General features: G+C 46.1%; 23 protein-coding genes and 2 riboswitches. Of the genes, 20 read left to right on the top strand and 3 right to left on the bottom strand.

The genetic code is table 11. The features are described from left to right. The first annotated feature begins 243 nt into the window (after positions 1–243). The 3 genes from KJS69_RS20985 (at position 244) to KJS69_RS20975 (ending at position 1,531) form a co-directional block, all read left to right on the top strand. Positions 244–510 (top strand): hypothetical protein, encoded by a 267-nt coding sequence (locus KJS69_RS20985; protein WP_213585753.1) that lies wholly within the window; start codon positions 244–246, stop codon positions 508–510. A 13-nt stretch (positions 511–523) separates the two neighbouring features. Then, positions 524–1,087: a GNAT family N-acetyltransferase gene (locus KJS69_RS20980; RefSeq protein ID WP_213585752.1), complete on the top strand. Its 564-nt coding sequence runs from the start codon at positions 524–526 to the stop codon at positions 1,085–1,087. Between the two features lie 264 nt (positions 1,088–1,351). Then, positions 1,352–1,531 carry a hypothetical protein gene (locus tag KJS69_RS20975; RefSeq protein WP_213585751.1) on the top strand — a complete coding sequence of 60 codons (180 nt, stop codon included), beginning with the start codon at positions 1,352–1,354 and terminating at the stop codon, positions 1,529–1,531. Between the two features lie 68 nt (positions 1,532–1,599). Here KJS69_RS20975 and KJS69_RS20970 read toward each other — a convergent pair whose 3' ends face one another. After that, a complete protein-coding gene (locus KJS69_RS20970; protein ID WP_213585750.1) occupies positions 1,600–3,165 on the bottom strand; it encodes a DUF4127 family protein in 1,566 nt (521 codons plus the stop codon). A gap of 753 nt (positions 3,166–3,918) precedes the next feature. Between KJS69_RS20970 and KJS69_RS20965 the strand changes: the two genes are divergently transcribed. The 4 genes from KJS69_RS20965 (at position 3,919) to KJS69_RS20950 (ending at position 7,741) form a co-directional block, all read left to right on the top strand. After that, positions 3,919–5,085 carry a bis-aminopropyl spermidine synthase family protein gene (locus KJS69_RS20965; protein WP_213585749.1) on the top strand — a complete coding sequence of 389 codons (1,167 nt, stop codon included), beginning with the start codon at positions 3,919–3,921 and terminating at the stop codon, positions 5,083–5,085. 126 nt (positions 5,086–5,211) lie between these two features. Then, positions 5,212–5,697, top strand: a complete 486-nt coding sequence (locus tag KJS69_RS20960) for a GNAT family N-acetyltransferase (RefSeq protein WP_213585748.1) — start codon at positions 5,212–5,214, stop codon at positions 5,695–5,697. Then, positions 5,694–6,986, top strand: a complete 1,293-nt coding sequence (locus tag KJS69_RS20955; RefSeq protein ID WP_213585747.1) for an HAD-IIIC family phosphatase — start codon at positions 5,694–5,696, stop codon at positions 6,984–6,986. Before KJS69_RS20960 ends, KJS69_RS20955 begins: the two co-directional genes overlap by 4 nt. 257 nt (positions 6,987–7,243) lie before the next feature. After that, positions 7,244–7,741 carry a hypothetical protein gene (locus tag KJS69_RS20950; protein WP_213585746.1) on the top strand — a complete coding sequence of 166 codons (498 nt, stop codon included), beginning with the start codon at positions 7,244–7,246 and terminating at the stop codon, positions 7,739–7,741. A gap of 127 nt (positions 7,742–7,868) precedes the next feature. On the opposite strand, the gene KJS69_RS20945 is transcribed toward KJS69_RS20950, so the two are convergent. Continuing rightward, positions 7,869–8,030, bottom strand: a complete 162-nt coding sequence (locus tag KJS69_RS20945; RefSeq protein WP_213585745.1) for a hypothetical protein — start codon at positions 8,028–8,030, stop codon at positions 7,869–7,871. A 428-nt stretch (positions 8,031–8,458) separates the two neighbouring features. Further along, a riboswitch (cyclic di-GMP riboswitch) is annotated at positions 8,459–8,542 on the top strand. An 85-nt stretch (positions 8,543–8,627) separates the two neighbouring features. Between KJS69_RS20945 and KJS69_RS20940 the strand changes: the two genes are divergently transcribed. From KJS69_RS20940 to KJS69_RS20930, 3 genes are all read left to right on the top strand, one after another. Next, positions 8,628–8,855 carry a hypothetical protein gene (locus KJS69_RS20940; RefSeq protein ID WP_213585744.1) on the top strand — a complete coding sequence of 76 codons (228 nt, stop codon included), beginning with the start codon at positions 8,628–8,630 and terminating at the stop codon, positions 8,853–8,855. A 140-nt stretch (positions 8,856–8,995) separates the two neighbouring features. Continuing rightward, positions 8,996–10,192 carry a beta-ketoacyl synthase N-terminal-like domain-containing protein gene (locus tag KJS69_RS20935; RefSeq protein ID WP_213585743.1) on the top strand — a complete coding sequence of 399 codons (1,197 nt, stop codon included), beginning with the start codon at positions 8,996–8,998 and terminating at the stop codon, positions 10,190–10,192. Between the two features lie 4 nt (positions 10,193–10,196). Further along, complete coding sequence (locus tag KJS69_RS20930) at positions 10,197–12,608, top strand: EAL domain-containing protein (protein WP_213585742.1); 2,412 nt, start codon at positions 10,197–10,199, stop codon at positions 12,606–12,608. 64 nt (positions 12,609–12,672) lie between these two features. On the opposite strand, the gene KJS69_RS20925 is transcribed toward KJS69_RS20930, so the two are convergent. Then, positions 12,673–12,870: a hypothetical protein gene (locus tag KJS69_RS20925; RefSeq protein WP_213585741.1), complete on the bottom strand. Its 198-nt coding sequence runs from the start codon at positions 12,868–12,870 to the stop codon at positions 12,673–12,675. A gap of 190 nt (positions 12,871–13,060) precedes the next feature. After that, a riboswitch (cyclic di-GMP riboswitch) is annotated at positions 13,061–13,144 on the top strand. Positions 13,145–13,365: 221 nt separating this feature from the next. Between KJS69_RS20925 and KJS69_RS20920 the strand changes: the two genes are divergently transcribed. The 10 genes from KJS69_RS20920 (at position 13,366) to KJS69_RS20875 (ending at position 26,178) form a co-directional block, all read left to right on the top strand. Next, on the top strand, positions 13,366–13,761 hold the full coding sequence (locus KJS69_RS20920) for a hypothetical protein (RefSeq protein WP_213585740.1): 396 nt from the start codon (positions 13,366–13,368) through the stop codon (positions 13,759–13,761). A gap of 584 nt (positions 13,762–14,345) precedes the next feature. Beyond that, a complete protein-coding gene (locus KJS69_RS20915; protein WP_213585739.1) occupies positions 14,346–16,163 on the top strand; it encodes a polysaccharide biosynthesis protein in 1,818 nt (605 codons plus the stop codon). 59 nt (positions 16,164–16,222) lie between these two features. Then, a complete protein-coding gene (locus KJS69_RS20910; protein WP_213585738.1) occupies positions 16,223–16,972 on the top strand; it encodes a YveK family protein in 750 nt (249 codons plus the stop codon). Continuing rightward, positions 16,953–17,648 (top strand): CpsD/CapB family tyrosine-protein kinase, encoded by a 696-nt coding sequence (locus tag KJS69_RS20905; RefSeq protein ID WP_213585737.1) that lies wholly within the window; start codon positions 16,953–16,955, stop codon positions 17,646–17,648. The genes KJS69_RS20910 and KJS69_RS20905 overlap by 20 nt, the downstream gene beginning before the upstream one ends. Positions 17,649–18,350: 702 nt before the next feature. Beyond that, positions 18,351–19,598 carry an oligosaccharide flippase family protein gene (locus tag KJS69_RS20900; protein WP_213585736.1) on the top strand — a complete coding sequence of 416 codons (1,248 nt, stop codon included), beginning with the start codon at positions 18,351–18,353 and terminating at the stop codon, positions 19,596–19,598. After that, positions 19,595–21,073 carry an asparagine synthase-related protein gene (locus KJS69_RS20895; protein WP_213585735.1) on the top strand — a complete coding sequence of 493 codons (1,479 nt, stop codon included), beginning with the start codon at positions 19,595–19,597 and terminating at the stop codon, positions 21,071–21,073. Before KJS69_RS20900 ends, KJS69_RS20895 begins: the two co-directional genes overlap by 4 nt. Positions 21,074–21,077: 4 nt before the next feature. Further along, on the top strand, positions 21,078–22,211 hold the full coding sequence (locus KJS69_RS20890; RefSeq protein WP_213585734.1) for a glycosyltransferase: 1,134 nt from the start codon (positions 21,078–21,080) through the stop codon (positions 22,209–22,211). A gap of 61 nt (positions 22,212–22,272) precedes the next feature. Beyond that, positions 22,273–23,562: an O-antigen polysaccharide polymerase Wzy gene (wzy, locus tag KJS69_RS20885; protein ID WP_213585733.1), complete on the top strand. Its 1,290-nt coding sequence runs from the start codon at positions 22,273–22,275 to the stop codon at positions 23,560–23,562. A gap of 23 nt (positions 23,563–23,585) precedes the next feature. Beyond that, a complete protein-coding gene (locus KJS69_RS20880; RefSeq protein WP_213585732.1) occupies positions 23,586–24,797 on the top strand; it encodes a glycosyltransferase in 1,212 nt (403 codons plus the stop codon). 28 nt (positions 24,798–24,825) lie between these two features. Continuing rightward, a complete protein-coding gene (locus KJS69_RS20875; RefSeq protein ID WP_213585731.1) occupies positions 24,826–26,178 on the top strand; it encodes a phenylacetate--CoA ligase family protein in 1,353 nt (450 codons plus the stop codon). Positions 26,179–26,185 lie beyond the last annotated feature (7 nt).

Genomic DNA, 26,185 nt, shown 5'->3' with positions numbered 1-26,185 from the left:
AAGAACGGACATACTTGAATCCGCTTTCAATGCAAAAGTCAAAAAAGCAGGTGAATCGAGGATGCTGATAAAAATATACCACATGTGGAGTTAAATTCCTCTATTTTTTTAAAAAATAATGGTTTTTTTCTTTTTTATAAAATAATTATCGTTAGGAGGGAGGGACAAAATTTGTTATAATTAATGGAACGATCTTCTAATTATGGATACATAACGAATGTCATATATAAAGGGGCTGGTAGAATGAATATTTATTCGGTCAAATATACATCGACGGAAACTTTATTCGATGAAGAAAAGCAAAGAAATCAAAACATTGTATCGGTTAAGGCCAAAGACGAAGAAGAGGCCAAGCAGAAGGTGCTGGACAATTTGAAAGCGGAAGGAAGGCATAGCCAGATCGTCATTCACTCTGCCCGGCTGGAAGGCAAGGTCAAACGCAGCACCCCGCTGCTTATAGGTGCTATTCTGATCGCTATTCTTATCCTATTGTCTATCTTTGGCCGGTAAGGGGGGAACAGCCATGCGAGTCGAGGGGGAAGCGTCATTGGTTAACATTCCTTTGTCGATGCACCGACCTCATTTACTGAACATCCCGAATTACACGGTTCCGTCCCCCTATCGGATTCGTCCATTTCGATCGGGAGATGAAGAGCATTGGGCAGCCATTGAATGGAAAGCCGGAGAATTTCCGAGTCAGGACGAGGCCCGGCTTCACTACGCTAACGAATTCGGAGAGCATTCGGATGAAATGGAGCTTCGCTGCTTCCTATTGGAAGACGGAGCGGGTTCGGCGCTAGGCACAACGACAGCTTGGTATAAATCGTTGCAAGGGAAAATTTACGGCAGAATACATTGGGTGGCGATTGTTCCCGAACATCAAGGCCGGGGATTGGCAAAGCCGCTTTTAGCTTCGGCGATGAAGCGACTCGCTGATTTTCACGATAAAGCTTATTTGACTACTCAAACGACCAGTTGGAAGGCGATTGGAATGTACCTGCAGTTTGGCTTTGAGCCATGGATCGTTCGGCCCTCCTGTAAGGACGGCTGGGCATGGATGGAGGAACAACTGCAGAGAAAAATCTGACGAAAATCGAAAGTCAAAAGCCAAGCCAAAAGCCAAAAGCCATGAATCTTAGAGCCAATTAACGCTCTGGGGTTCTTTTTTATTATCTCGCTAACTCCAGGCCGCCACGTTGATAGCCTATCGGATCCGTTCCTTTTGACTGTTATCCCCTTGGCTCAGGAAACTTGTCTGGATATACTATTTTAATTGTTATCGAGTGAAATTCCTTTTCTCTTTATCAGAATCTATCTGAACGAAGGGGATAGAGATGCAAAGAAGGGAGGGATGAACACAGATGGAGATCCGAAGCAGCAGCGAGGGCAAGGGATGCTGTTCCAAGGCGAGACGGATTATCATAGGACGGAATCTTTAGACGAAGTCAATCTCGGAAGGGAAGGGCATGGGGAAATCCCGGCGACCTTCACAGGACGCCGGGTTAGGCTTGGCCAATGTGGAGTTGGGTAACTGTCTGCATTTAATTTGGGTGAAAACTCCACTAGCAATTAAAATTATGTGTGTGCCGAGATGGAGATTCAGTCCAGTTTAGCATCCAGCTTCACTTTAAGACCGACTTCAAACATACGTTTCCACGGCATTTCCACCTGCTCCAGATGAATCCGATCCGGTTCAAGGTCCTGCAGGTAGGTTTGAATGAATTCGGTCAGCTTCTCGCGAACGGTTGCAGTCACTTGCTCATAAACGTGCGCGACATCAAAGTAATTGGCGCCGATTCCGGGCAGGATGTTCTTCGTAACATCGGAACGGACAATGGCCTGGTATCCCCAATCTTCGACCAGTCGAAGCAGATAGAATTCCCGGCTCCGATGCAGCCGCTCAGAATCTAGCGGTTGTCCAGGGCGACGGAAGTAGGATTCGATGATCCCATGAGCGATCACCGTGCCGAGCGTATTTCCGGATGTGTTCCAGGCGGAATATCCGGCCAGCTCCGGCAACAGCCCCGATTTGGCGACCAGCTTCATAAAGGTATGGTCACTGCCGTTGGAATTAGCCACGTCGGCTAAGGCGACGGTCTTCCCTTTACTAATGTAATTTCGCATGGCTTGAATAAATTCATTAAAGTGCAGCTCCGAGAAATAAGAGCGGTGTCTATCGGCAAAAGCTGTCGAAGATTCGGCAGCCTGCTGCTGTCCTACCGGCGGGGAATGGACCATCAACACCCATTCCGCTTCGTGTGAGGAATCGGCGATACAGGCCCCGCCAGCCGTAATATGCGACTTGATGCTTTCATTCAAGCTGCGGTCTTCATATCGCGGGATGACAAAAGGCCCCTGAGTCGACGAATAACGAACAAAAATTTCGGGACGATACTGCATGGTTTCGCAGAATACGCGGGCAACCAGCGTACAGCCAATTTCATCAGCGCCTGGATAGAGGTATACCCGATCCATGATGTTCAATTCTTCTGTAAGGAAAAGCAGCTTGCGCTGTTCCATAGCCGAGAAGCCGTATTGAGCGTTGTCATCCAACGGGATGATCAGGAAATCGATGATATTATCCTGGGCAAGACGGATGGCATACTCATTGATAAAGGAATTGACGCTTCTCCTGCGCAGATGCTCCGTAAGGACCTCTTCCGGGATTTCTTTAAGGAGCCGATTCCATTCGTTTCTTTCCTCCGCATCCAGCTCCTCTCGCTCCTGCTTGTCTTTAAGCCAGGAGTAACGGAATATCGAGCTGCCGTAATCAGCGTAGTAGTCGGGCTCCTCATCATTGCTGCTGTTCGCTGGCGTTCTCATGATCAGGTTAAAGGCATAGATCTTTAGCTCCGGACGACGAAGCTTCAGCTCTTTGAGTAAGTCGATACGAGCCTGACAATGCTCCGGGCTGTAATGATGCAATCTCGACGGGACGATACCGCCGTATACAAGCATATCAATAGAAACAATCAAACTGTCCGCCTGCTCGGCCTCTTGCTTCAGCCATTCGGCCAACTGATCACAATCTGCGGGGCGTTTTTTGTCGCCAAGCAAGGAGAGAGGCGGAACGGAGAGTGGAAGCCCTCCTAAACGAGCCAACTGCTCGGGATAATCGATGTTACAGGGCCTCTCATCCAGAGGCAGTAAAACAATACGATTCATGAGGAATCCTCCTTAGAGCTTTACTAATCGATTCATTAATCAGATAGCCTTATCCGGGCTATGCTCTACATTATAGCACGATAAGCCGATCATATACTGAATAATTTGTTCAAAATAATGTTATTCGGGAGGAATATTTCTCCCGATCCCGTTTAATGATCAATTAGCTGGCAGCCCCTTACTTGATTTTTCAACTTTTTTACATTATAATAAATGAAATTTAAATAGTAGGGAATGTTGTTGATGTCTGCGAAGGTTCTTAACTAATTAATTTCATAGGGTCGTTTCCATTTTTATCATGTGCCGCTGATATCGGCTGAGGATAGTCCTTATCCTTCTTGCGCTGATATTTGGGTAAACGGGCAGGTGTCTTTGCGATAAGACTCGGAACCGTTTATTCTGGTGGTTTATTCCTGCATGGGTTAATGGAAGGGCTCATTAGTTAAGAACATCGGTATCATCTACTATATCCAATTGATTGCGATAAGCCGTGCTTCTTAAGCACGGCTTTGTTGTTGCTTATTTTCGGGAGAGGTGCATTCCTCTTTTCTTTGAGATAAGCAATTGTCGTCAATCCATTCCCGGTTAGGGCAGAGGATGAACTATATGTTCGTTTTCTGCCCTTTTTTTGTTTCTTTTGTATTTCAACAACCGATGTGTCTGGACAGCTAATGAGTGTTTTGGAGAAGGGGAGATACAATGAAAAACTCAACTGAATGGTGCAGTGAACATTAATTAAGAAAGAGGGATTAGATGAACGATTATATTGAACAAGCAAGTGCCAATGTCCGTCTGCAAGAGGGCTCCCGGGTAATTGAGCAGCTGCTCGTGGAATGTTATTTAAAGCCGGGCATCTCCACCAAAGAACTGGCGAGAAAAACATTGCTGCCGGTTCCCGTTGCAGCCGCGGTTAAGAAAGAATTGATTAAAGCGGGGGTTCTGCAGCAAGGCCGGGGGGTGTACTGCACTTCAACCGGAAACAGCTATATTGAAAAGGTGTGGGGATACGATGGAATAGACAAGAGGCTGTATCAGAAGCTGATGGAGAAGGAAACAGATTGGAAATCAGAGCTGGCTGATCTTATCCTCCGGCTTCAGCCGTGGTTTCAGGCCCGCCCGCAAGTGAATGTGCAGATTGATCAATCAAAATGCACGCTGGAGACCAGCCTGAGTCGGGCTATTCTAGGCCTGAGGAATCATACTCTGATCGGCAAGAAAGTATTGTGTGTTGGTGATGACGATTTAGTCAGCGTGTCGATCGGATTTTTGCTTAAACGATTGTTCCCGTCTGGCAGCTATCCGAACGCGATGATCGATGTCGTCGATATCGATGAACGCTTCTTAAGCTTCATTCGCGAGATTGCGGAGCAGGAGAAGCTGCCGATTGCTTGTCACCAAGTCGATTTGCGGGAGCCTCTGCCGGAAAGGCTGCAACGGCAGTATGATTGTTTCTTCACGGACCCGCCTTACACACTGCAGGGAATGACGCTCTTCCTTTCTCGGGGAATAAGCGCCTTGAAGTCCAATAAAGGGCTGCCCATCTTCTTTTCGTTCGCCCATAAATCCCCAGATTTCATGCTGGCGATGCAGCGGGAATTTATTCGGATGGGTCTGACGGCCGGCGAAACGATCCCTTCTTTTAACGAATACGAGGGAGCGGAGATGATTGGCAATCGGGGTCAAATGATCATTCTTAAAACAACGGAGCAAACCCGCCCCGATATTACTACTTTATTCGAGGACGCGCTTTATACAGGCGAAGTCAAGAGAACTTTGCGCACCTATAGCTGCAAAGAGTGTGGAGAATCGGTCATTGTTGGCTTTCAAGGGACCTATGCCACAATAGAAGACTTGAAGAATGAAGGCTGTCCCCGCTGCAGGCATGACACGTTTGATCTGAAGCATAAAAAAACGGTTTAGACGAAACGGCTGATTCATAGATGAAAAGGCTGATCGCGGGTTGCGCAACAATGGTCTAAGATAATGAAAAGGTTGTCGACGAATAAAATGACAGTTGATTATTTGATGATTGAGAGGAAGGATCCAATGAACATACGACCCATAGAAGAACGAGATTTGGCTGAAGTAGCCGAGTATGAGAAAGAGATTGCCCTTATTTCCTTTGGCGGCGAAGCGGTAACCGAACTGGAATTTCACCGCCGCAAGCTGGAAAAGGCTATTCCTCAGGAAGGAAAGGGGATGCTGGTATGGGAAAAGGACGGAAAGGTGGCAGGCTGGCTCTGGATGACGCCCAAAGTTAATTTTGTCACGAAAGAGAAATATATTCAGTTCAAGAGCTTCTACATTGCCGAACTGTACCGCGGGACCGATTATGCATCAGATTTATTGGGCGCCGGAATGGAGTTCGGCAGAAATCAAGGGGCTAAACGAATCGTCGGGCATGTTCATGTCGGCAATCTTCCGATGCGGGTCCTGTATAAGATGCACGGATTCGAGCCTACCCATTTAACTATGGAGTATGTTGCTCAAGAACAGTTCAAGCCATTGGAATCCGGGGAGGCTTCACGATGATCAAATGTTTGATTTGGGACTTGGATGAGACGTTGTGGGAAGGAACCCTCACCGAAAGCCGCGATGTCACTTTGCGTCCGGGAGCTCTTGAAGTGCTGGAGCTTTTGGATGAGCGGGGAGTGATCCAGAGCATTGCCAGCCGCAACGATCCCGGCGAAGCGATGAGCAAGCTGAAGGAGCTGGGGGTAGATCATTATTTTATCTATCCGCAGCTAGGCTGGGGATCGAAAGCAGACAGCATTCGGCAAATTGCGCGCGAGCTGAATATCGGAATGGAGGCCGTCGCCTTCATCGATGATAATCCCTTCGAGCTGCATGAGGCCCGAACCTGTCTGCCGGACCTGAACGTATATGACGCCAAGGAATACAGGCGGCTTATGGAATACCCGGAATTCCGGGCTCCCCGAAGGACGGGCGAAGCCTTAAGGCGCAGGCAATTAATGCTGCTCAGAGCCGACCGGGAGGAGGCGGAGAAACAATTCGCCGGAACACGGGAAGAGTTCCTGCGTTCGTGCTCCATGGAATTGACGGTGCGGTTAGCCTGCGAAGAGGATCTTGCTCGAGTATGTGAGTTGGTTGAGAGAACGAATCAATGGAACAATCGGGTCGAACGGGTTTCGGAGGAAGTCGTTCGCACCTATATGGAGAGCAAGATGAAGAGGCTTTACCTAGCCGAGCTGCAGGACCGGTTCGGGGATCACGGCATCGTCTCCGTCGCTATGCTTGACCTGGATGAGGCCTGGACGGATATCCGTTTATTTTGTATTTCCTGCCGTATTGAAGGACGCGGGATCGGCACCGCCTTTTTAGGGACAGTTCTGGATCTGGTTCAGCAGAATCATCCCGGGCTTCAGGAAGCGCGCTGCGGCTATAAATCGGAAAGACGGAATCGCCCTGCGTTAATTTTATTGAATTTGCTTGGCTTTGTCAGGGGCGAAAGAAAGGGGGATCATTCCATCTATCGTTTGCCGTTCCCCTTTCCTTATAAGGAATCCGATTGGATAAGAGTACTCAGACCAGTCCTTCCATCCGACCATAGGGAGAGCGGCCATTGTCAAGTACAGCAGAGGGTAATAAACCTCGTTAGTAGAATATTAGGAGAACAAGAGGTAGGACCGGAGACCCTTCTGCTAGGCACTCGAGGTGTACTGGATTCCATAACGGCCGTTGAATTGATTGTGAAGCTGGAGAAAGAGTTTCATGTCGTATTCGACGAAGACGATCTGACGCTGGACATTTTATCTACGGTAGACAATGTAGTCAGATTCATCAAGAGCAGGATCGAGTAGCCTCATTCATCCCGTCTCTCTCCCGTAAACCGTATTTTAAATAAAAAAAGGAAAAGAAATGGTTCCCATTGCCAGCATGACAGGATTAAATTAGAATAAGAAGATAAGGCAGGCGGGGGAGCTTGCTTTCTATAACCGTTGTATGTTCAGCATCCAGGCATATCTTATGAAAGTGGAGTGACATCTGGATAAATTTGGAACATCCAACATAGTGTGGAGAAAAAATTGAATGAATATAGAAAGCTGAGTGAGGCAGGATGAAGCAAGACAATAATTTATTGGTGAGAAGATTATGGTTTAAAGCGAAGCGGGCTTTCCTGAAAACAGCCGCGGTCCTAATGATTCTTTGGAGTATTCTTTGGTTTATTCTAATGCTGATGAATAATAACGATTCGGTGTCATTTTTTATAATTATGATTACTCTGTTGTCTATTCTTCCTTTGGGAGTGGCGCTTTTTCTTCTTAACTACCTTAAGAAGACGAAGCATAACCTGCCGGTGCCCGAGTACGACCCGAAGTCGGATTATCAGATGGAGAAAGTGGTGCTGGCGATTGCGGTTTCCCAGGATGGATTGGTGACGCCGGCGGACATCGCTCTCAGATCCGATTACTCCCTGGATGAAGCAAAGCAGTACCTGGAGCGCTTAAGGGAACAAGGATTTGCTCAATTGAAAATTGCCGATAACGGTACTTATGTGTATCACCTTCCTTATGTGCTGTCTTACGATCAGAAGAAAAATGCGGAAAGTATCTAGGCTTGTCTGCTTCGTAGGAATGAACTAAGTTTTGCAGGGGTCGAGCTAAGGAGAGTACAGAAAGGGGCGGCCCTCCTCTTGACCAGCAGAGCAGAGTAGAGGAGGGAGAGTGCACAGCCTCGGCAAGTCAATCATCATCCGGTGTCCGATCGATGCCCAGAGAGGTAACGGGGGTATAATCGCCGGATTTTATTTCTTCTTCTGTAGCATTCTCATCTAATTCAATGATTTCCAATCCGGGAGCGACGGTCGGTTCGTGCTCTGCGGATTTTTTTTTCTTATCCTTCATGGTCAACTTATCTCCTTTAGGTGAGTGTGCGAGTGATGAGCAAGTGCGTTTTTTCTAGTGATGTCCGAGTAATTGTACAAAATAAGGAGTTTCCTTAATAAGGTAGGATGCCGGAGTTGCAGCCAATTTATTCATGCTCTCCTACGCTTCCGGGACATTCGAACAAGGAGATTGTCCTATCCCAAGCTCCGGGTAGGTTTGATTGCCCAAAGGTTACAAAAGTGTTGCTTCCTAAGTCCTGTTGTTATATAGACAATAAATAGGTTTAATGGAAAAAACAAGAGACTTAGGACTCTGATAAAAAAACTTTGTCAAATGTTGCTAAAAGTGAATAATATTTTGGGTTTTCAAAAATGGAAATCATTATATAATAGAAGTAGAATATTAGAGACCTAAATATCACGTCTTCAAGTTGTTATTATTTATTTAACTAAATAGGGAGCGTAGAAGTCTATTCCATATCTGGGCACTTGGGGTAGATGGAGCTAGTAGTGCAACCGACCATCTTTCATTTCTTTGAGAGGTGGTTTTGTGCGTTTTTATAGCCATATAACCTTATTAGAGCATGGATGAATATGATCCGGAAGGGTGATCTTTATGAAACGGTATATTGAAAACGATAGTGAGTTTGTATTGGCACTCTTAACTCAGCAGCGGGTGTCCATCTGGGATAAAGAACATTTGATCGATTCAGGAGGTCAAGTGGAATGGGTCACCGCCAAGACGGTAAAAATTAACAGCAGAGCCTACCCAAGGGATTTTTATCAATTTCGACTTGATTTACAAATTATGCAAGGAATAGGAGAGAAAAAAGGAATTTTGTAATTTGTGTAGAATAATTTCTTTCATAATGGATGTGCAACATGCGAAATTGAGGGAACCCGTCCGTTCCAGGATTAATGAGCCATTATGATCGATTGCGCTAGAACGCTGCTGTCTGTCAACTAAATGCGGAGGTTAATGGATTGGATCGAATTGTTATAACGGGCTATGGATTAAAGGCTCCTGGGGTTGGCGATAAAGAGGAATATAGGAATGTATTGGAAAAGGGAGTGTGTACTCAGAAGGTCGTTTCCGGCCTGGGGCCGCATGATGAAGATATCGTATGCGGCATCATTAGCGAAGAGGCTATACCATTGTCGGATCGCAAATACCGATATTATCCCCGGGTAGCCCGGATGGCGATTGCCGCCTCGGATGAAGCGGTTGCCATGGCGAGGCTGTCTGAGGACGAACGAAGGCATGCAGCGATCGTGATGGGAACCTCCGTCGGAGGATTAAAGGAAATTGAAGCGTATGCATTAATAAGCGGCAACCGCCAATACCGCAAATTTCCGATATCCGGTGCCGGTGCGGGCAATTCCCACAGTATAACGTCGGCCTTGTCTTATCATCTGGGGGTGAAGGGACAAGCTTTTACACTAAGCACAGGCTGTACGGCCGGTGTTGACGCTATGTTGATGGGGAAGCTGCTTCTGGAAAGCGGGCAATGTGAGGCATGCCTGGTCGGAGGCTCCGATGCGCCTATAACGATTGGCAGCGTATACAGCTTCATGAGGCTGGGCGCTTTATCCCGCGGGACAGATATCGCTAGAGCGGGCGTACCCTTCTCTTTAAGCAGTGAAGGCTTCGTAGTTTCGGAAGCGGCGGCGGTTTTGGTCATGGAGCTGGAAAGTCATGCGCGAAGGCGGGGGGCCCGTATTTATGGAGAATTGACAGGAATCTACTCCAATAATGATGGTCTCTCTATCTTTGAATCGGATAGCACCGGACGCAACATGATAACGGCCATGAGCCGGGCTGTCGGGGAAATCCGCCCGACCTTCGTTAATAGCCAGGCTTTGGGGATGCAGAGCAACGACCAAGTAGAAGCCATTACCCACCGGGCTTTGTTCGGCTCCTCTGTTCCGATTACTTCAATAAAAGGGAATATAGGCCACTCCTTCGCCTCGATCGGCAACCTCCAAGTCATTTCCGCACTTTTATCGATCGAATACGGATTCATCCCGCCCACCATCAAGACAGACGCCAATGGCTTTGAGGATCTTCCTATTGTAAGCTCCGTTCGATATGAATGTGTTGATCATGTGGCGATTACTACACACGGCTACGGTGGCAACAATACGTGCCTTTTACTATCCAAATCTAGAGGATCGGGGTAAGAGGATGCTTTTTATTACGATGATCGCTTTTGCAGTCGTCCCGCTAATACTCGGTCTGGCCATGGAGCTTACGTTCAGGAAAACCAGGCTGGCCAGAGGCTTCTTCATTTTTATGCTTTTTGTCAGCATCTGGCAGTTGGATGTTGCGGTTCTATATGGTTATGAGTGGTTTACTCCGGAACAAGTCGACAGGTTGTTCCGGCTTTTTCGATTCGGCTTTATCATGCTGGGGCCCGCTTCCATGTATATCGTTCATATTGTTTACCATGATCTGGAGGGACCGAAAACCTCAGGTCTGAGATTTGGCAAGCTGGTAAGCAAGCTCGTTGATCTTCGGATGATAGCGTTTTATTATTTATTTTCGTTCATCGTCTATCTGGGCGGCTGGAGCCGCAAGGGAGTCGAGAAGCTTTATTATGTGGAGCCGCCTCACCATACGAAATATTTATACCCGATTTATGGTGAATATCGTTTTTTAATTGTTGTCGTCCTTATTCTATTTTTCGTGAGTCTGATTCTTTGCCTGGTCGTAAGCCGTGCGGTGATCAACCGGCATTTCCGCTTTTTCTTGCTTGTCTTCTCAATCGTCTCCTTCTTTTCCTATGCAGTGGGAGTATTCAATTTGTCGGAAGACAAGGGGCTGTATCCGAGCGGTATAGCGGTCATGATTTTTTCCATTGCGCTGTTTGCCGTATTTAATCGGATGAACGCCAACACGATTGAAGATATGAATACGGAGCTGATTGGGCAAAAGGAGTTCCTGCGCCAGATGATTGATTTGAATCCGAATTATATTTATGCCAAAGACGCCCGAGGTAATTTTACATTGGCGAATTTGGCGACGGCGCGTCTATATGGAACATTTCCCGCGGATTTGATCGGCCGCAATGAGAACGAGCTGTCGATGAGCAGCGCATCCCCGACCTCGCGGATTTGGGATCACGATCGCCAGCTTCTGCAGGAAATGGAGGATCAGATTGGACTGGAGGAAACCTTTATTGATGCCCAGGGCCACTTGAAGTGGGTCCGGGTTTCCAAAATGCCGATTTACACCAGCAAGGGAAAGCAGCTTCTCTGTATAGCTACCGATATTACGGATTATAAAAGGTTCCAGGAGCAGATTACCGCCATGGCCTACCATGACTCCTTGACCGGTCTGCCCAACCGGCTCCTGTACAACGACCGCTTGGCGGAGGCGATTGCCCATGCGGAGCCGGGGCGTCTGGCGGTTATGTTTCTCGATTTGGATCGATTCAAAATGATTAATGATACATTCAGCCATACGACGGGGGATACACTGCTTAAGCTCGTAGCCGAGCGGCTGCTGACCTGCTTGCGGCCAACGGATACCGTCTCCCGAAGAGGCGGAGACGAATTTAATATCATTCTGAAGGACGCGACTAAAGAAGAAGCACAGGAAATCGCCAAGGCTATCCTCAATGTATTTGACAAGCCGTATTGGTTGGACGGACTGGAGCTTTATGTATCCACCAGTATAGGGATTAGCATGTATCCGGATGACGGGGCGGATGTGGAGACGCTCATCAAGAATGCGGATACGGCCATGTATCGGGCTAAAGAAAAAGGAAAGAATCATTACCAGTTCTATAGGGCCGATATGAATGAAACCAACCTGAGAAAAGTCATGCTGGAGAAAGAAATGCGCAAGGCGCTCGAAACAGGGGATTTTAAGGACTGCGATTTAGTCTACCAACCGCAGGTGAACATGGCGACCGGATTGCTAACGGGTCTGGAGGCCCTCCTTCGTTGGGACCATCGCGAGCTGGGACTGATCTCTCCATCCGAATTTATCCCGATCGCTGAAGATAGCGGTCTGATTGTTCCGTTAGGCCGATGGGCCATCAAGTCCGCTTGCCAGCAGAGTGTAGCCTGGCAAAAAGCCGGCTATCGCCCCGTTCGGGTGGCGGTCAATTTATCCCCGCGCCAATTCCGGGACGAGCAGTTGATGGGAGTAATCGAGAAGGCGCTGGAGGAGACCGGACTGGAGCCCTCCTGCCTGGAATTGGAAATTACGGAGAATATGGCTGTCCAGGGGGCGGACTTCTTCGTTCGCAAGCTGGCTGACCTGAAGCGGCTCGGCGTGCAGATTGTCATGGATGATTTCGGGACAGGGTATTCCTCGCTCAGCTATTTGACCAAGCTGCCGATTCACAAGCTGAAGATTGATCGTTCATTTATTAACGGTCTGACCTCGAGCGTAGAGAATGCCGAGATCGTGACCAGTATCCTCTCGATGGCTCACAAATTGAATTTGAAGGTCATCGCGGAGGGGGTGGAGAATGAGGAGCAATTCAATTGGTTGGCGGAGCATGGATGTGATGAAGTGCAGGGCTATCTGATCAGCCGGCCGCTGCAGCCGGAGCAGTTGGAACGGAAGGGGATCTTATGGAAATAATCATCTGCTTGGATGGACAGAGTGATTCCCCCTCCTAATCCATGGATGAGCGGTTGATTGGTCGTCAGATGACCCGCTCATTCGACGCAGCCTGATACGTATCGGAACGGGCTACCTCTTCCTGATTGCTTCGGTCCACAATCCGATAATTCCAGCCCAGGAAGTTAAGTAGAGCTTCTTTATTATTACTTTCCATAATCGTCGTCCAGGTCTCTCTCTGGGAATCAAGGCTGCACAGCTTTTGCAACAAATATCTTTTCAATAAAGATCACCGCTCCATCTCTAATTTATCTATAACTTGACCACTAAATGCATTCTAAGTATATGACAGCTTGAACAACGGATATGTCACGCAAAATGTTAAAAATATTTCTTAAATTCTACAAAATTCGACAATAATATTGTTTGAATTACTATATAATGGTGTCAACTGTAAAATAATGAGTATCTCTATCCAAAATGGGAGCGTTGAAGTCTATTCTGTATTTGGGCACTTGGAGTAGATGGAGCTAGTAGTGCAACCGACCATCTTTTGTCATTAATGATGACGAAAGATGGTTTTTTATTTCCAATTTACCGGGAAAGCACCTTCTAAGGGGGAATTATGATGTCTTGTGTATCAACGAACAAACAACGACTTTCGCTTAAGCCGGCTGCAGTTTCTTTGAATAAGGATGACACGAGGACCCCTTGGGAGAACCTCGCGGACAAGCCATTATTAAATCTAAATTCCGAAAAAGAACGAACAGAAGGTGAGATGATGAATAAACATTGTACAATTCCAGGCTGCCATAAACCGATCAAGGCCAGAGGGCTCTGTTCGATGCATCATCAGAGATGGTGGAGGAACGGGGACCCGCTGATGTTGAAGCAGCAAATACTAAAGATTTGTAAAGTGAAAGATTGTCAGGAGCCGGCCAAGTGCAAGGGCTATTGCAGCGTACATTACGCCAGATGGAGAAAGCACGGGGACCCGAATCATGTAAGAAAGGTTATCCGCACCTGTATGGTGGAAAACTGTGGGAAAAAGCATCGGGCTAGAGGACTATGTGCTTCCCATTACCAGATATGGGCAAGAAACAAAGAGCTTCTGGAATCCGGAGAAGATATTAAAATCAGCTTGCGAAAACTGCTTTATCAAGGCGCGCCTTAGTCGGCGTGCTTTTTTTGTGGAATTTGCAAGTTTCGGGGCCCACCACAAAGTAAATGTATAACTCCCTTTCGAAGCCAAGTCAGGAAGCTCGACCGCGATTAGAGGAAGGTTTAGATGCATTCTGCTGCAGATCGGAATACGCTTCAAAGGCCATACGTCACTTTAAGGGGCTATTTTGTTAACTTTTTGTAACTTTTTTAAAGATAATTCTACAAAATTAGACATTATTACTCATATTTCGTCATTCTGGTTTGAAAGAAATTCTACAGTTTTTTGAGACTAATGTTATACATCTGACAGGAATGTTGTTGATAAAAGTAAATATTTTCCATATTTGTTGTGCCAGCAGAACTAATTTTCTCCCGACCGGCCGTAGGCGGTTTGGGTCTTGTCCCCATTTTGTTCTCTATGTATAATCTTGGGAAATAAAGCAGATGTTAACTCCCTGGTGTCGAATTGCTTATATTTTTGAAAAACATTGCATGCTTTATGGTCTGGAAAACTGGCGAGAAAAACTGAAAAATCGGTCGTTTTGTGGGAAGGCAGGATCTACTTTTGAAAAAGCTCTTAGGGAGGGAATAAGGTTGAGTTATTCAAAAAGATTGGTACTCCTGATGGGTATCGATTCATTCATTGTCCTGTTTGCCATTTATGCCAGTCATTTTATAGCCTCGTCATCTTTTTACCCATTCTCTTATGCACTGGCGATCAGCGCAGCTACTTTGTTCCTGTGCCATCATTTGTTTGCTTATAAGTACAAGCTGTACCACAAGGTATGGAAGTACGCCAGCATTATGGAACTGATCTCCATTATGAAGGCCGTCACCTTCTCGATTGCCATTACCATGCTTGTGCAAGCGCTGTTCACCGGGCAGATTTTCTGGAGAACGATGCTCATCACCTGGTTGATGCATATGTTCTTGATCGGTGGAATTCGGTTTTCCTGGAGACTATATCGGGACAAGTGTGTCAACGGATTGGGAAACCGCAAAAAAACGCTGATTATCGGAGCGGGTTCCGCAGGAACGCTGGTGGCCAGGCAGCTGATGCAGAATCCCGATGTGGATCTCTGCCCGGTAGCCTTCATTGATGATGATGAAACCAAGCATCGATTGGAAATCGTCGGCTTGCCGGTCATCGGTGGGCGGGAACAAATTGTGCAGGCGGTGGCCAAGCTCAACATTACGAACATTATCATAGCTATCCCGTCGCTGAAAAAAAGGGAGCTGAACGCCATCGTTCAACAATGCAATCCGACTAAAGCGAAGGTGCAGATCATCCCGATGTTCGAAGATTTAATGGAGGGCAAGGTATCCGTCAACGAAATGCGCGATGTCCAGGTAGAAGACCTGCTTGGGAGAGATCCGATTAATTTGGACACCGAATCGATTCGCAAATATATAACCGGAAGCACAGTGCTGGTTACGGGAGCGGGAGGCTCCATTGGGTCGGAAATATGCCGGCAGCTTGCGGTTTTCTCGCCGCGCAAGCTGATCTTATTGGGCCATGGAGAGAATAGCATTTATTCGATCGAGATGGAGCTCCGCTCCAGCTTTGGCCAAGATATAGAGTTCATTACTGAAATTGCCGACATTCAGGATCGGGATAGGATGTTCAGGGTCATGAGGCTCCATAAGCCGCGGGTAGTCTTCCACGCGGCGGCGCATAAACACGTTCCGCTGATGGAGCGGAATCCGGAGGAATCGATTAAGAACAACATTATCGGAACGAAGAATACGGCTGAAGCGGCAGATCGGGCCGGAGTAGAGACCTTCGTCATGATCTCGACCGATAAAGCGGTCAATCCGACCAGTGTCATGGGGGCTTCCAAGCGGATCGCCGAAATGATTATCCAGGAGCTGGATCGCCGAAGTCATACCCGATTCGTTGCCGTTCGCTTCGGCAATGTACTCGGGAGCCGCGGGAGCGTAATTCCGCTCTTCAAGGAGCAGATCCGCAAGGGCGGACCGGTCACCGTGACCCATCCGGATATGGTCCGGTACTTTATGACCATCCCGGAAGCCAGCCGGCTCGTACTCCAGGCAGGATCTCTTGCCAGAGGAGGGGAAATTTTCGTGCTGGATATGGGGCAGCCGGTTAAAATTGTCGATTTGGCTACGAATTTGATCAAGCTTTCCGGCTACGATGTGGAGGACATCGGAATTCGCTTCAGCGGGATTCGTCCTGGGGAGAAGCTGTTCGAGGAGCTGCTTAACGAGAACGAGGTCCACGAGGAGCAGGTCTACCCGAAAATCTATATCGGCAAAGCGACTTTAACGGACGAGATGGCTGATGTGGCCGTGATTTTGCAAAATTACGAAAAATGGGATCGTTTAGTTATTCAGGACCGGTTATTGCAATTGGCTAACCAGAAGAAATCGAAGAAACTTATAGTCGTATAAGGGAAGTTCAACAAGTCCGATGGACTATTTGAACAACCTCTATAAGGGAAGGGAGCATCATGGAACTAGAAATTCGCGATTATATCCGAGTAATTGCCAAACGCATCTGGTGGGTCATCGGGATCGTCCTGTTGGTCACTACCGTCACTGGAGTTGTCAGTTACTTCTTCCTTAAACCAGTCTACCAGGCTTCCACCAAGCTGATTGTCAATAAGACCGATCCATCCGTTTCCTTAGGCCAGCTCAGCCTTAATGAAATTAACTTTAATATTAAAATTATTGACACCTATAAAGAAGTGATCAAATCTCCTTATATTATGGAAATGGTTGCCAAGGAACAAGAGAGTCTCGGCGTAACGGCTGGCGAGCTTATTAATAAAGTGAGCGTAAGCTCCGTCAACAATACGCAAGTGATGACCGTATCGATTGTAGACCGGTCTCACGAAAGAGCGGTTCAGCTGGCTAACGCCATTTCCAGAGTTTTTGAACGGGAGATCGTCAATTTGATGTCAGTCGACAACGTTTCCGTTCTGAGTGAAGCCAAAATTCAGAGCCATCCGGCTCCGATCAAGCCGAACATTAAGATGAACATAGCGATCAGCTTCATCGTCTCGCTTATGGCGGCCTTAGGACTTATCTTCCTTCTGGAATATTTGGATGACCGAATCCGCACGGAAAAAGATGTGAACGAACTGCTGGGCTTGCCGGTCTTGTCCGTCATCACGAAGATTAAGCAGGAAGATCTCAGCTCCAATTCTTCCTCCATTCCAAAACAGGCAGGTGAGTCTCATGTCACGCTTGGACAATAGCGGCGGGCGGGCGATCATTGCCGATGTCAATATGAAGTCGCCGATTTCCGAAGCGTACCGCACGCTAAGAACGAACATTGATTTCTCGGCGATCGACAGCCAGATCCAAATTATTATGCTCACTTCGCCGGGTGCAGGGGAAGGGAAATCGACAACGACGGCCAATCTCGCAACGGTCTATGCACAAGCGGAGAAGAAGGTGCTCATTATCGATGCAGACTTGCGCAAGCCGACGATGCACCGAATCTTTGCCAAAACTAACCGGTGGGGACTGACCAGTGTGCTAACCGGACAATCGGTGTCGTCCAAAGTGATTATGGAGACGCATATAGCGCATCTCGATTTGCTGACGTCGGGGCCGGTTCCGCCCAATCCGTCCGAAATGCTGTCTTCCAGACGAATGAGTGAGCTTCTGGACGAACTCCGCTCGCGTTACGATGTCATCCTGATGGATACCCCTCCATTATTGGCTGTTACGGATGCTCAACTGGTCGCCACTAAAAGCGACGGAGTTATTCTCGTCATCGATTCGGGTAAAGTTAAGCGCGATTCCGCTCTTAAGGCCAAGGCTAACCTGGAGCTCGTTCAGGCAAGAATTCTTGGAGCGGTTCTGAATAATGTGGAACGTCGGCGTAAAGATGACAGTTACTATTATTACTACGGCTCTCAAGACTAAACGCTGTACTGCGGAATTTCGGGAAGCAAACAGGGAGTAAGCTTTACTTTATACCAAGTAGTCGCATGTTTTTAGTCAATAATAAATCGATATTTAGCGGTTTTAGGTCATCCATTTCTGTCATAGCCGCTGAAGAGTATCAGGTAAAGTCTGCTGAACCTCTATCACTGCAGGCACTCGGTCATGCTGTGGGCGCCTAGCGCCTTAGACGTTCATCGTCGAGGGTATGATGTGAGGAAGGGTTGAATGCCCTATAAAAGGTTGTTCAAAAAGTCACCTTTTGATCACGAAGGATACCAAGAAGCGAATTCGGCATCGAATCTTGCACTCACCCTCGAAAAGCTTAGGCTTACGAAGTTATGTTTCCTCCGGAAACATTTTAGGTGCTCATGTAGGTCTACCTACACTCCGCTCCTCCTGAAAGTTTTGCAGAGCAAAACTCTCTTCGGAAGCATACGCTCTCAGCTTCGCAAGCAAAGCTCCCGTAGTGAGTTTTCTGCGAAAACTTTTACTTCTCGGTGCTGAAAAGTTGACTTTTTGAACTCTCATTATAACTCATTATAATTCTCATTCTAACTAGCATTGTAATTAACTCTAAAAGCAGCATCAAAACCGGTTTTGGCGCGGCTTTTAGAGTTAATTTAATGAAGCTGACTCGCATCAAGATGTATCCAAAAATACTAGACGGAAAAAGGGATTGGGATGGGGAAAAAAATATCGCTCAAAAAAAATTTTCAGTGGATGTTTATTGCAAATCTGTTATATGCTTTCCTGCAATGGCTGATGTTGATTATTATGGCCAAGTTCGGCTCGGAAGAGCTGGTCGGCTACTATACATTAGCTCTGGCGATTACAACCCCTATCATGCTGTTCTTTAGCTTTCAATTACGGGGAATTCAGGCTACAGATGCTAAAGATGACTACCAATTTAGAGATTATTACTCCTTGAGATGGATCGGAGTTCTTTTGGCCTTGCTAGTATGTATAACCGTTTCATACCTAAGCGATTATTCAGCCGAAGCCAGAATAATCATATTATTAATTGCTATAAGCAAGCTGATCGAAGGAATTAGCGATGTGATCTATGGCTTGCTTCAAAGGCATGAAGCGATGAATAAAATGGCCATCTCCATCATCGCCAGGGGAGGGGTAAGCCTCTTATTATTCGTTATTTTTTACGTGGTCTATCATAATTTCTACTTCGCCATTACCGGATTTGTCCTGGGATGGCTCTTGGTGCTGCTGTTCTATGATTTCCGCAACGCCATGCACTACATTCAAAAGCCTTTGCTCACCTTCGATTTCCGAAAATTGTGGAAATTGTTTCTGCTTGCCCTGCCCTTGGGGGCCATCATGATGATGGGGGCGCTGAGCACGAATATCCCCAGGTACTTTATTGAGAATTACTTGAGCATTGAACAGCTGGGGATTTTCGGAGCGATTACCTATATATTGGTAGGGGCCTCAAGGTTCACGACGGCGATTTCGCAGACGGTCAGCCCGCGGTTAGCCAAATATTATGCAAGCGGCAATAAACCGGCTTTTATCAAACTATTAGCTGCCGTATTGTTCATTAACGGTTCGTTGGGAATAGCGGGCGTAGTTGTGGCTGTCTTTTTTGGGAAACCGATATTAACGCTTGTCTATACGGAGAGCTATGCAGAGTATTCCGATCTATTGATATGGGTCATGCTGATCTCTTTGTTTTCTTTTTTGGGAAGCGTGCTGGGGGTCGGCGCCACATCGATGAGAATATTTTCTTCACAGGTTCCCATTCATGTGACGAAGCTGATTGTAACAGTCATTTGTTCCGTATGGCTGATTAAAGATTACGGATTGAATGGCGCTGCATGGACATTGGCTACCGCATCGTTTGTTTCCGTCATTTTTTACTCTATTTTGATCCAAAAAGGCTTAAAGAATATACGACAAGTAGAGGTAGAAGTATGAACATTTTGAAGGATGGGCAATTTTTGATTCAGAGTCAAGTAGGCGGTGTATATCCTTATATAATTAAAAAAGATGGCAGGTACCATTATTCCAACCAGTTTCAGGAGGTTGTCTCCCTGCTGTCGGATGAGAACAAACTATTGGATGAAGTATCCGTCTATTCCATGCTCTGTTATGGATACATATGCGGCGACCGGACGTTAATCCGGAATGTATTCCGCTTGCCTTGGCTGACCGAAATGGGGGCGAATGGGGAACAGATTCACCACAGCACCACGCAATATAATTCACAGGAAGGCTCGCCGGTTGAAATCACCAAACGATTAATCGAAGCTTTGAAGAAGGAAATCAGGGGAAAATGCGCTAACTATCATCGTATCTATCTGCTGTTAAGCGGGGGAATGGACAGTCGGGTCGTAGCTGCGATTCTTAAATCATTGGAAAAAAATAATGAAATCCAGGGAACTATTCATGCGGTAACCTGGGGGAAGAGAAACAGCAGAGATGTGGTATACGCTAAGAAAATCAGTGAATTGTTCCAATGGGAATGGCACTATGCGGAATTAGACGAGTCCTATCTGCTCTCCAACTTTGAAGTAGCTGCGGCGAAGCTTGGAGCGGAAATCAGTCCTGTTCATTTACACCGATTTAATTGGTTCGAAAGACTGGGAGAGCACGATATCGTTCTGGCAGGCAGCTACGGAGACAGTATCGGAAGAGCGGAGTACTCTTCGGTTCACGCTTCAAGGCTGAAACAGCATTGTCCGAGAGAGAGGTACAGCTTATTAAAGACCGATCTGCTTAATGAGGCTGACTTGGAGCTGCGAAAGGATCTGGCTTCTTTTAGAGAAAGATACAAGGGGGCTTCCAATGAACAGATTAATGAATACGAGATGCAGGCTCATTATTTGCGGAGAATGTTAGGGAATGCCGCCAATTTAATCATGCATTGGACTAATTTCTATCAGGCATTTACCGATAAGGATGTCTTTTCTCTTATGTGGAAATATAAGCATTCGGTGAGAAACGACCAAATTTACTACGAATTGCTGCAGATGACCGAGCCGAAGCTGCTGGACCTGGCTTGGGCAAGAACAGGAAGCAAGTATGGGGAAGCCGGGAGCGGGGATCAGCTATCCAAACGGCACCATGATTACGGATTATGGTTAAGGGAGCATTGCGCAGAATTGATGAAAGAGCAGTTGTTTCATCGTGATTTACATAAGTTAAATCTATTTGATATGAAGCAGCTGGCTTATATGTATAAAGAGTGGCAAAAAGAGCCTAAAGCGATTCATTCCAAATTGGGGGACCGCTTAAGCTGGGTAGCCGTCCTATCGTTATGTGTAAGCAAGTATGGACTTCAGAGCCGCAATCAGCAGATAAGCAAGAGAATCGTAGACATTCCGAAATTAAAAGCCAAGATTTATGAGAAAACCTATCGAATAGGCAAAAGTATTCAATATAAGGCGTGATAGCGTGGTCAATAACAAAATAAACATCCTCCATATCTTCGGCAAGATGAACAGGGGAGGAGCCGAGCTAAGAACGATTGATTTGCTGCATCAAATCGATCATGATGCTTACACCTTTTATTTTTGCTCCTTAAGCGGTCAACGGGGGGAACTGGACGATGTGATTACCAGCCTTGGCGGCAAGATGACTTATTGCAAATTCAAAAGCTTTCTATTCCCTTTCAAATTTATAAAGCTGCTAAAGAAAAATCATATACATGTCGTTCATTCGAATACGTTTTATTTTTCCGGAATGATTTTAATGCTGGCCAAGCTGGCCGGGGTTAAAGTAAGAATTGCTCATTTCAGAACGACGGACAGCGGCAAACAAGGGGGAAGCTTTCAGCAATTTAAATATACTGTGCTGAAAAATTTGATCCAGCGTTATGCGACGAACATTATAGGGGTTAGCAAATCATCTTTAGTCTCCAGTATGGGCAAGGAAATAATAAACGATAAACGGACGGAAGTGATCTATAACGGGATTGATTTAAACAAAATCAATCATCCTGTTGATCTTGCTAACACCTTAAGAAGCCAATATAAATTGGATGAGGAAAGCAAAATTATTATTCATATCGGGAGATTGGTAGAAGCGAAGAATCATCTCAAGCTAATTAATGTGTTCAAGGAAATGACTAAACGAAGCAGCTGCTATCTGTTTCTGGTAGGCAAGGAAAATGAGCCCACTGCCAGCTTAATTAAGACAAAAACGGAAGAATATGCGATTAGCGACAGAGTCTTCTTTCTTGGAGTTCAGAGCAATGTATTTGAATTATTGAAGCAAGCTGACCTGATGATCTATCCTTCCATTCGTGAAGGGCTTCCCGGTGCTGTATTAGAAGCATTGGCTTGCGGCGTTCCGGTTCTCGGAAGTCAAATCGATCCTATTGTGGAATTGTCCGGATTTTTTGATAATCTGGCTTGCTTGCCACTGGCAGCGGAAGACCGCGATTGGGCTGACTTCGCCGTGGGAATGATCCAGGAGGCGGAGTCCCAAAATTTCAAGAAGCAGGCCTATGCCCAATTTCGGCAGACCGGCTTTACAAGCGATCAATTTGCTAAATCTTATCTAGAGATACTACAAAAAGCTTTGTAAATCACCGCATATTAATCATCTTCATCAGCCTGATTTATAAAGCTCATAAAGGAAGTATGTTATGGGTGTATTTTTAATAGAGGTTTTAGCAATAGTATTTAACATTATATTTTTATTAAAAGTCATTAAGAATATTAACAGGGGCAAGCTGTATACGGTTAATATTCTTATTTTTGTCTTCTTCGTATTCTTTGTCCTGCCATTAATATTGGATTTAATTGTAGGAGTTCCGAATTATGAAAGACATCCTGGTTTTTATTACTCGAGTAAGGATACGGCTACTAGAATAATCTACGCCTTGTATATTATGCTGGCACCAGTAATTATGTACAAAGTGGGCAAGCCTAAGGAAAGCGTATCGATTAACGCCATTTCTTACTTGAGGAAATATAGAGTCATTCTTTATTTCTTGATTGTTCTACCCATTCTGATTGTCCTGTTTTCTCCTAATCCGTTGCTTTATCTTCAATATGCCGTTTCTTCCAAAGGGCTGTTAGGAAGCGAAGAAGCAGAATATCATGCTTTAATTTTATTTTCTTCCCGGCTAAGTATGATTTGTATTTCCTTGGTCATGCTGATCGGCCGTAAAAAGTATATGACCTATGTCGTTTTATTTGCTCCTCTTCTGTTCCTGGATATTTGGTTATACGGCAAAAGAAGTATAGTGGCCTTAACGTTAGTGGCCCTATTATTCGTGGCTTACAAGCGGAATGTACTGAGAGGGAAAAAAATAGTAGCCGTTGGTTTACTGGCCGTTACGGTTCTGCTGCTGTTCTCTAATTTTTTTCAACAGAACGTTAGAAAATATGACGATTACACATTTGATCAGAGTTACTTAAATTTTAGAATCGATTATGGCCGGGACGATGTAACCAGGCTGGCAATTTATAGTGAGCTGGAAGAAGATTTACAAATATTGGAATATAGAGGTCAGAGCTTGCTGTTCTATTTGACCCTATATGTCCCAAGAAGTATGTGGCCCGATAAACCTTATCCTTATGCCCAATATATGACATCCGCTCTTTTTCTATCGGAGCCCAAGCTGTGGGGCTGGGGGATGACAACAAGTATTTTGGAAGAGATGATAGCTAACTTTAGCTGGCTCGGTTTCATTATAGGACCGCTGATTCTGGGACTAATATGCAGGATAGGCGATAATACCCGGGAAAGTTTTATTTCTTTACTAACGGTCATTTTTTCCGCCTTATTATTGGTGGTTCATTTGACCCCGATCTATCCGATTTTCTTGATCTGGCTATTTTCGATTATCTTTATTAAGATCAGGGCAAACATTAAGAGAAAGGCCGCTATCCGGGGCGACCTGAGATGGATCGGAAACGATAATCCTTAAGGCTAGGAACGGTGATAAGTTCAATGATCCTATTATTTGCTCACGACTTTCCCTTTGTCAGAGATGATAAAGGGAATTATTATTCTGGCGGAGGATTCCCCTATTCGGTATGGGAAAGATATTTGCAAGTATTCGATCACGTTATTGTCGCAGGGAGACTCAGACATGACGGGGTGAAGGATGTGTCCGGGTATGTGAAATCGAGCGGGAGGGGAGTTACTTTTCTGCCGATGCCCAACTTAAGCTCTCCCATTAACCGGCTCAGCCATATGAAGCAAGCCAAGAAAATATTAAATGAACATTACAATAAGGTAGATGCTGTCATCGGCAGATTGCCGAGTGAAATCGGATCGCTCGCGGTAACGATAGCTGAGAAGCGACGACTTCCATGGGCGACTGAACTGGTTGGCTGTCCATGGGATGCGTTAACCAATCACGGAAGCTTGGCCGGCAAGCTGTTGGCCCCCTACTCTGCCTACAGAACAAGAAAAATCATAAAGAAATCCAGCCATACCATTTATGTAACCAAACAATTTCTGCAACAAAAATACCCAACCGCGGGAAAGAGCGAGCACTGTTCTAATGTGGAACTGGTGGAAATCAACGATAGCTGTCTGGATGGCCGGATCAAGAGGGTCGCGAATGACGCCCGATTGACGATTGGCTTTATAGGGGGATTGAACGTTAAATACAAAGGCCTAGATTCTCTATTCAAAGCACTGAGCCTGATTAAGGATCGGCTGCCTGACTACGAGCTTAGGGTGCTTGGCGGGGGAAATCAGGACAGTTGGGTTCAGATGGCTGACAGCTTGAAACTGAATGTGAAATTTTATGGGACTCTTCCTGGCGGGGAACCTGTGATGAATTGGCTCGATAACATCGATTTATACGTCCATCCCAGCTTAACCGAGGGACTGCCCAGAGCGCTGGTTGAGGCTATGAGCAGGGGCTGCGCGTGCATTGGTTCCGATGCCGGAGGGATACCTGAATTGTTGGACGGGGAGTACATCTTCCCTGCTGGAAATGCGGAGCGCATGGCGCAGCTCTTGGAGAAGATGGTCACTGATCGGGATATGTACGAGAATAACATTCGGACAAATTTAGCAACAGCCGGCGATTATTTAAAAGAAAAGCTGGATGAGCGCAGAACCCGATTCTGGCGTTCTTACGCTGCGTTTTGCGCTAGTGATTCACGAGCGGTGCAAGGAATTAGAGAGAAAGTGAAGCACACATAAGAAGTAATCTAAAACAGGGTGAATAAGGATGGGACTAAAAGAGAAGGTTTACAATGCTTCGCCAAGCTGGTGTCAAGACCTGCTCATTTCGATGTACGGCATGAAACTTGCCAGCGAACGGTTTGGGAAAACTTATCAACGCTTTAAGCAATTCTATGCCGAATCCGACCACTGGGATTTAAGGCAGCTCAAGCAATATCAGCAGCAGGCCTTTACTAGATTGCTGCGTCATGCTTATGCCAACAGCGAGTTCTATCGAAATTACTATCAAGGTCTGGATATAGAAGCGATTACGGAGGGGGAAAGCCTTAAAAGCTTGCCGGTTCTGGAGAAGCAGCAGTTAAGGGAAAATGTCGATAAGATCCGGGTGCCAATCCATAAGCCTATCTTCTCTGTTACCGGCGGGACGACCGGGACCCCGTTAAAAGTCGCCTATACCATAGACAATTTTCAGGAAAGGCAGGCCTATCTGGCCAACTTTAAAGAGAAGTTTGGAGTTGTGCACGGTATGCGTCGAGCCACCTTTTCCGGAAGAACGATAGTTCCGCTGCAAGCCGCTAAAGGCTCGAATTTCTGGAGATACAACCGCCCTATCAAACAGATGCTATATTCAACCTTTCATATGGACGAGCCCAATATGATGGATTATGTGAACAGCATTAACAAGTTCAAGCCTCAGCAAATAGACGGCTTTCCGTTCGCTATTCATGTATTGGCGGATTTTATTGATAGACATAGCATCCCCCTTCAGTTTAAGCCGCTGGCTATTTTTACAACGGCCGAAACACTTTACGATTATCAAAAGGTTCTCATTTCCAAGGTGTTCGATTGTCCCGTCATTAATCAATACGCCTCATCGGAAGGCGCTCCTTTTATTATTGAATGCTCCCGGGGAAATCTGCATTACGATTTAAGAACCGGTATTATTGAAGAGGATGCTGAGGGCGCATTAGTGACTAGTTTCACAACATATGGCACCCCCCTGATCCGCTATAGAGTGGGAGATTCGATCATTCTGGAGGAGGAAAGCACGACATGCGGCTGCGGGAATCATAATCCTCTAGTGAAAGTTATTGAAGGAAGGACGCAGGACTATCTGCTCTCTTCGGACAGAGGGAAGGTCAGAATAGGAAGCACGATCCTTAAGGATGTTCCTCCTGTAGTGATCAAATCACAATTCGTTCAGACCCGAATCGATGAGGTGGAGTTCAAGCTGGTTACACAGGGGAATCATCGGCTGGAAGAAAAGTACGAAGAGACCATCAGGCACGAAATACAAAAAAGGATGGGGCCGGCCACAAAGATTAGACTGAATTACGTGGACAAAATTGATGTAGAGAAGAACGGCAAGTTCAGATATATTAAAAACTCTTTAATTTAAAGGGCCA

The organism is Paenibacillus sp. J2TS4 (assembly GCF_018403245.1).
GTDB lineage: Bacteria > Bacillota > Bacilli > Paenibacillales > NBRC-103111 > Paenibacillus_L.
This window is presented reverse-complemented; position numbering and strand designations above follow the sequence as displayed.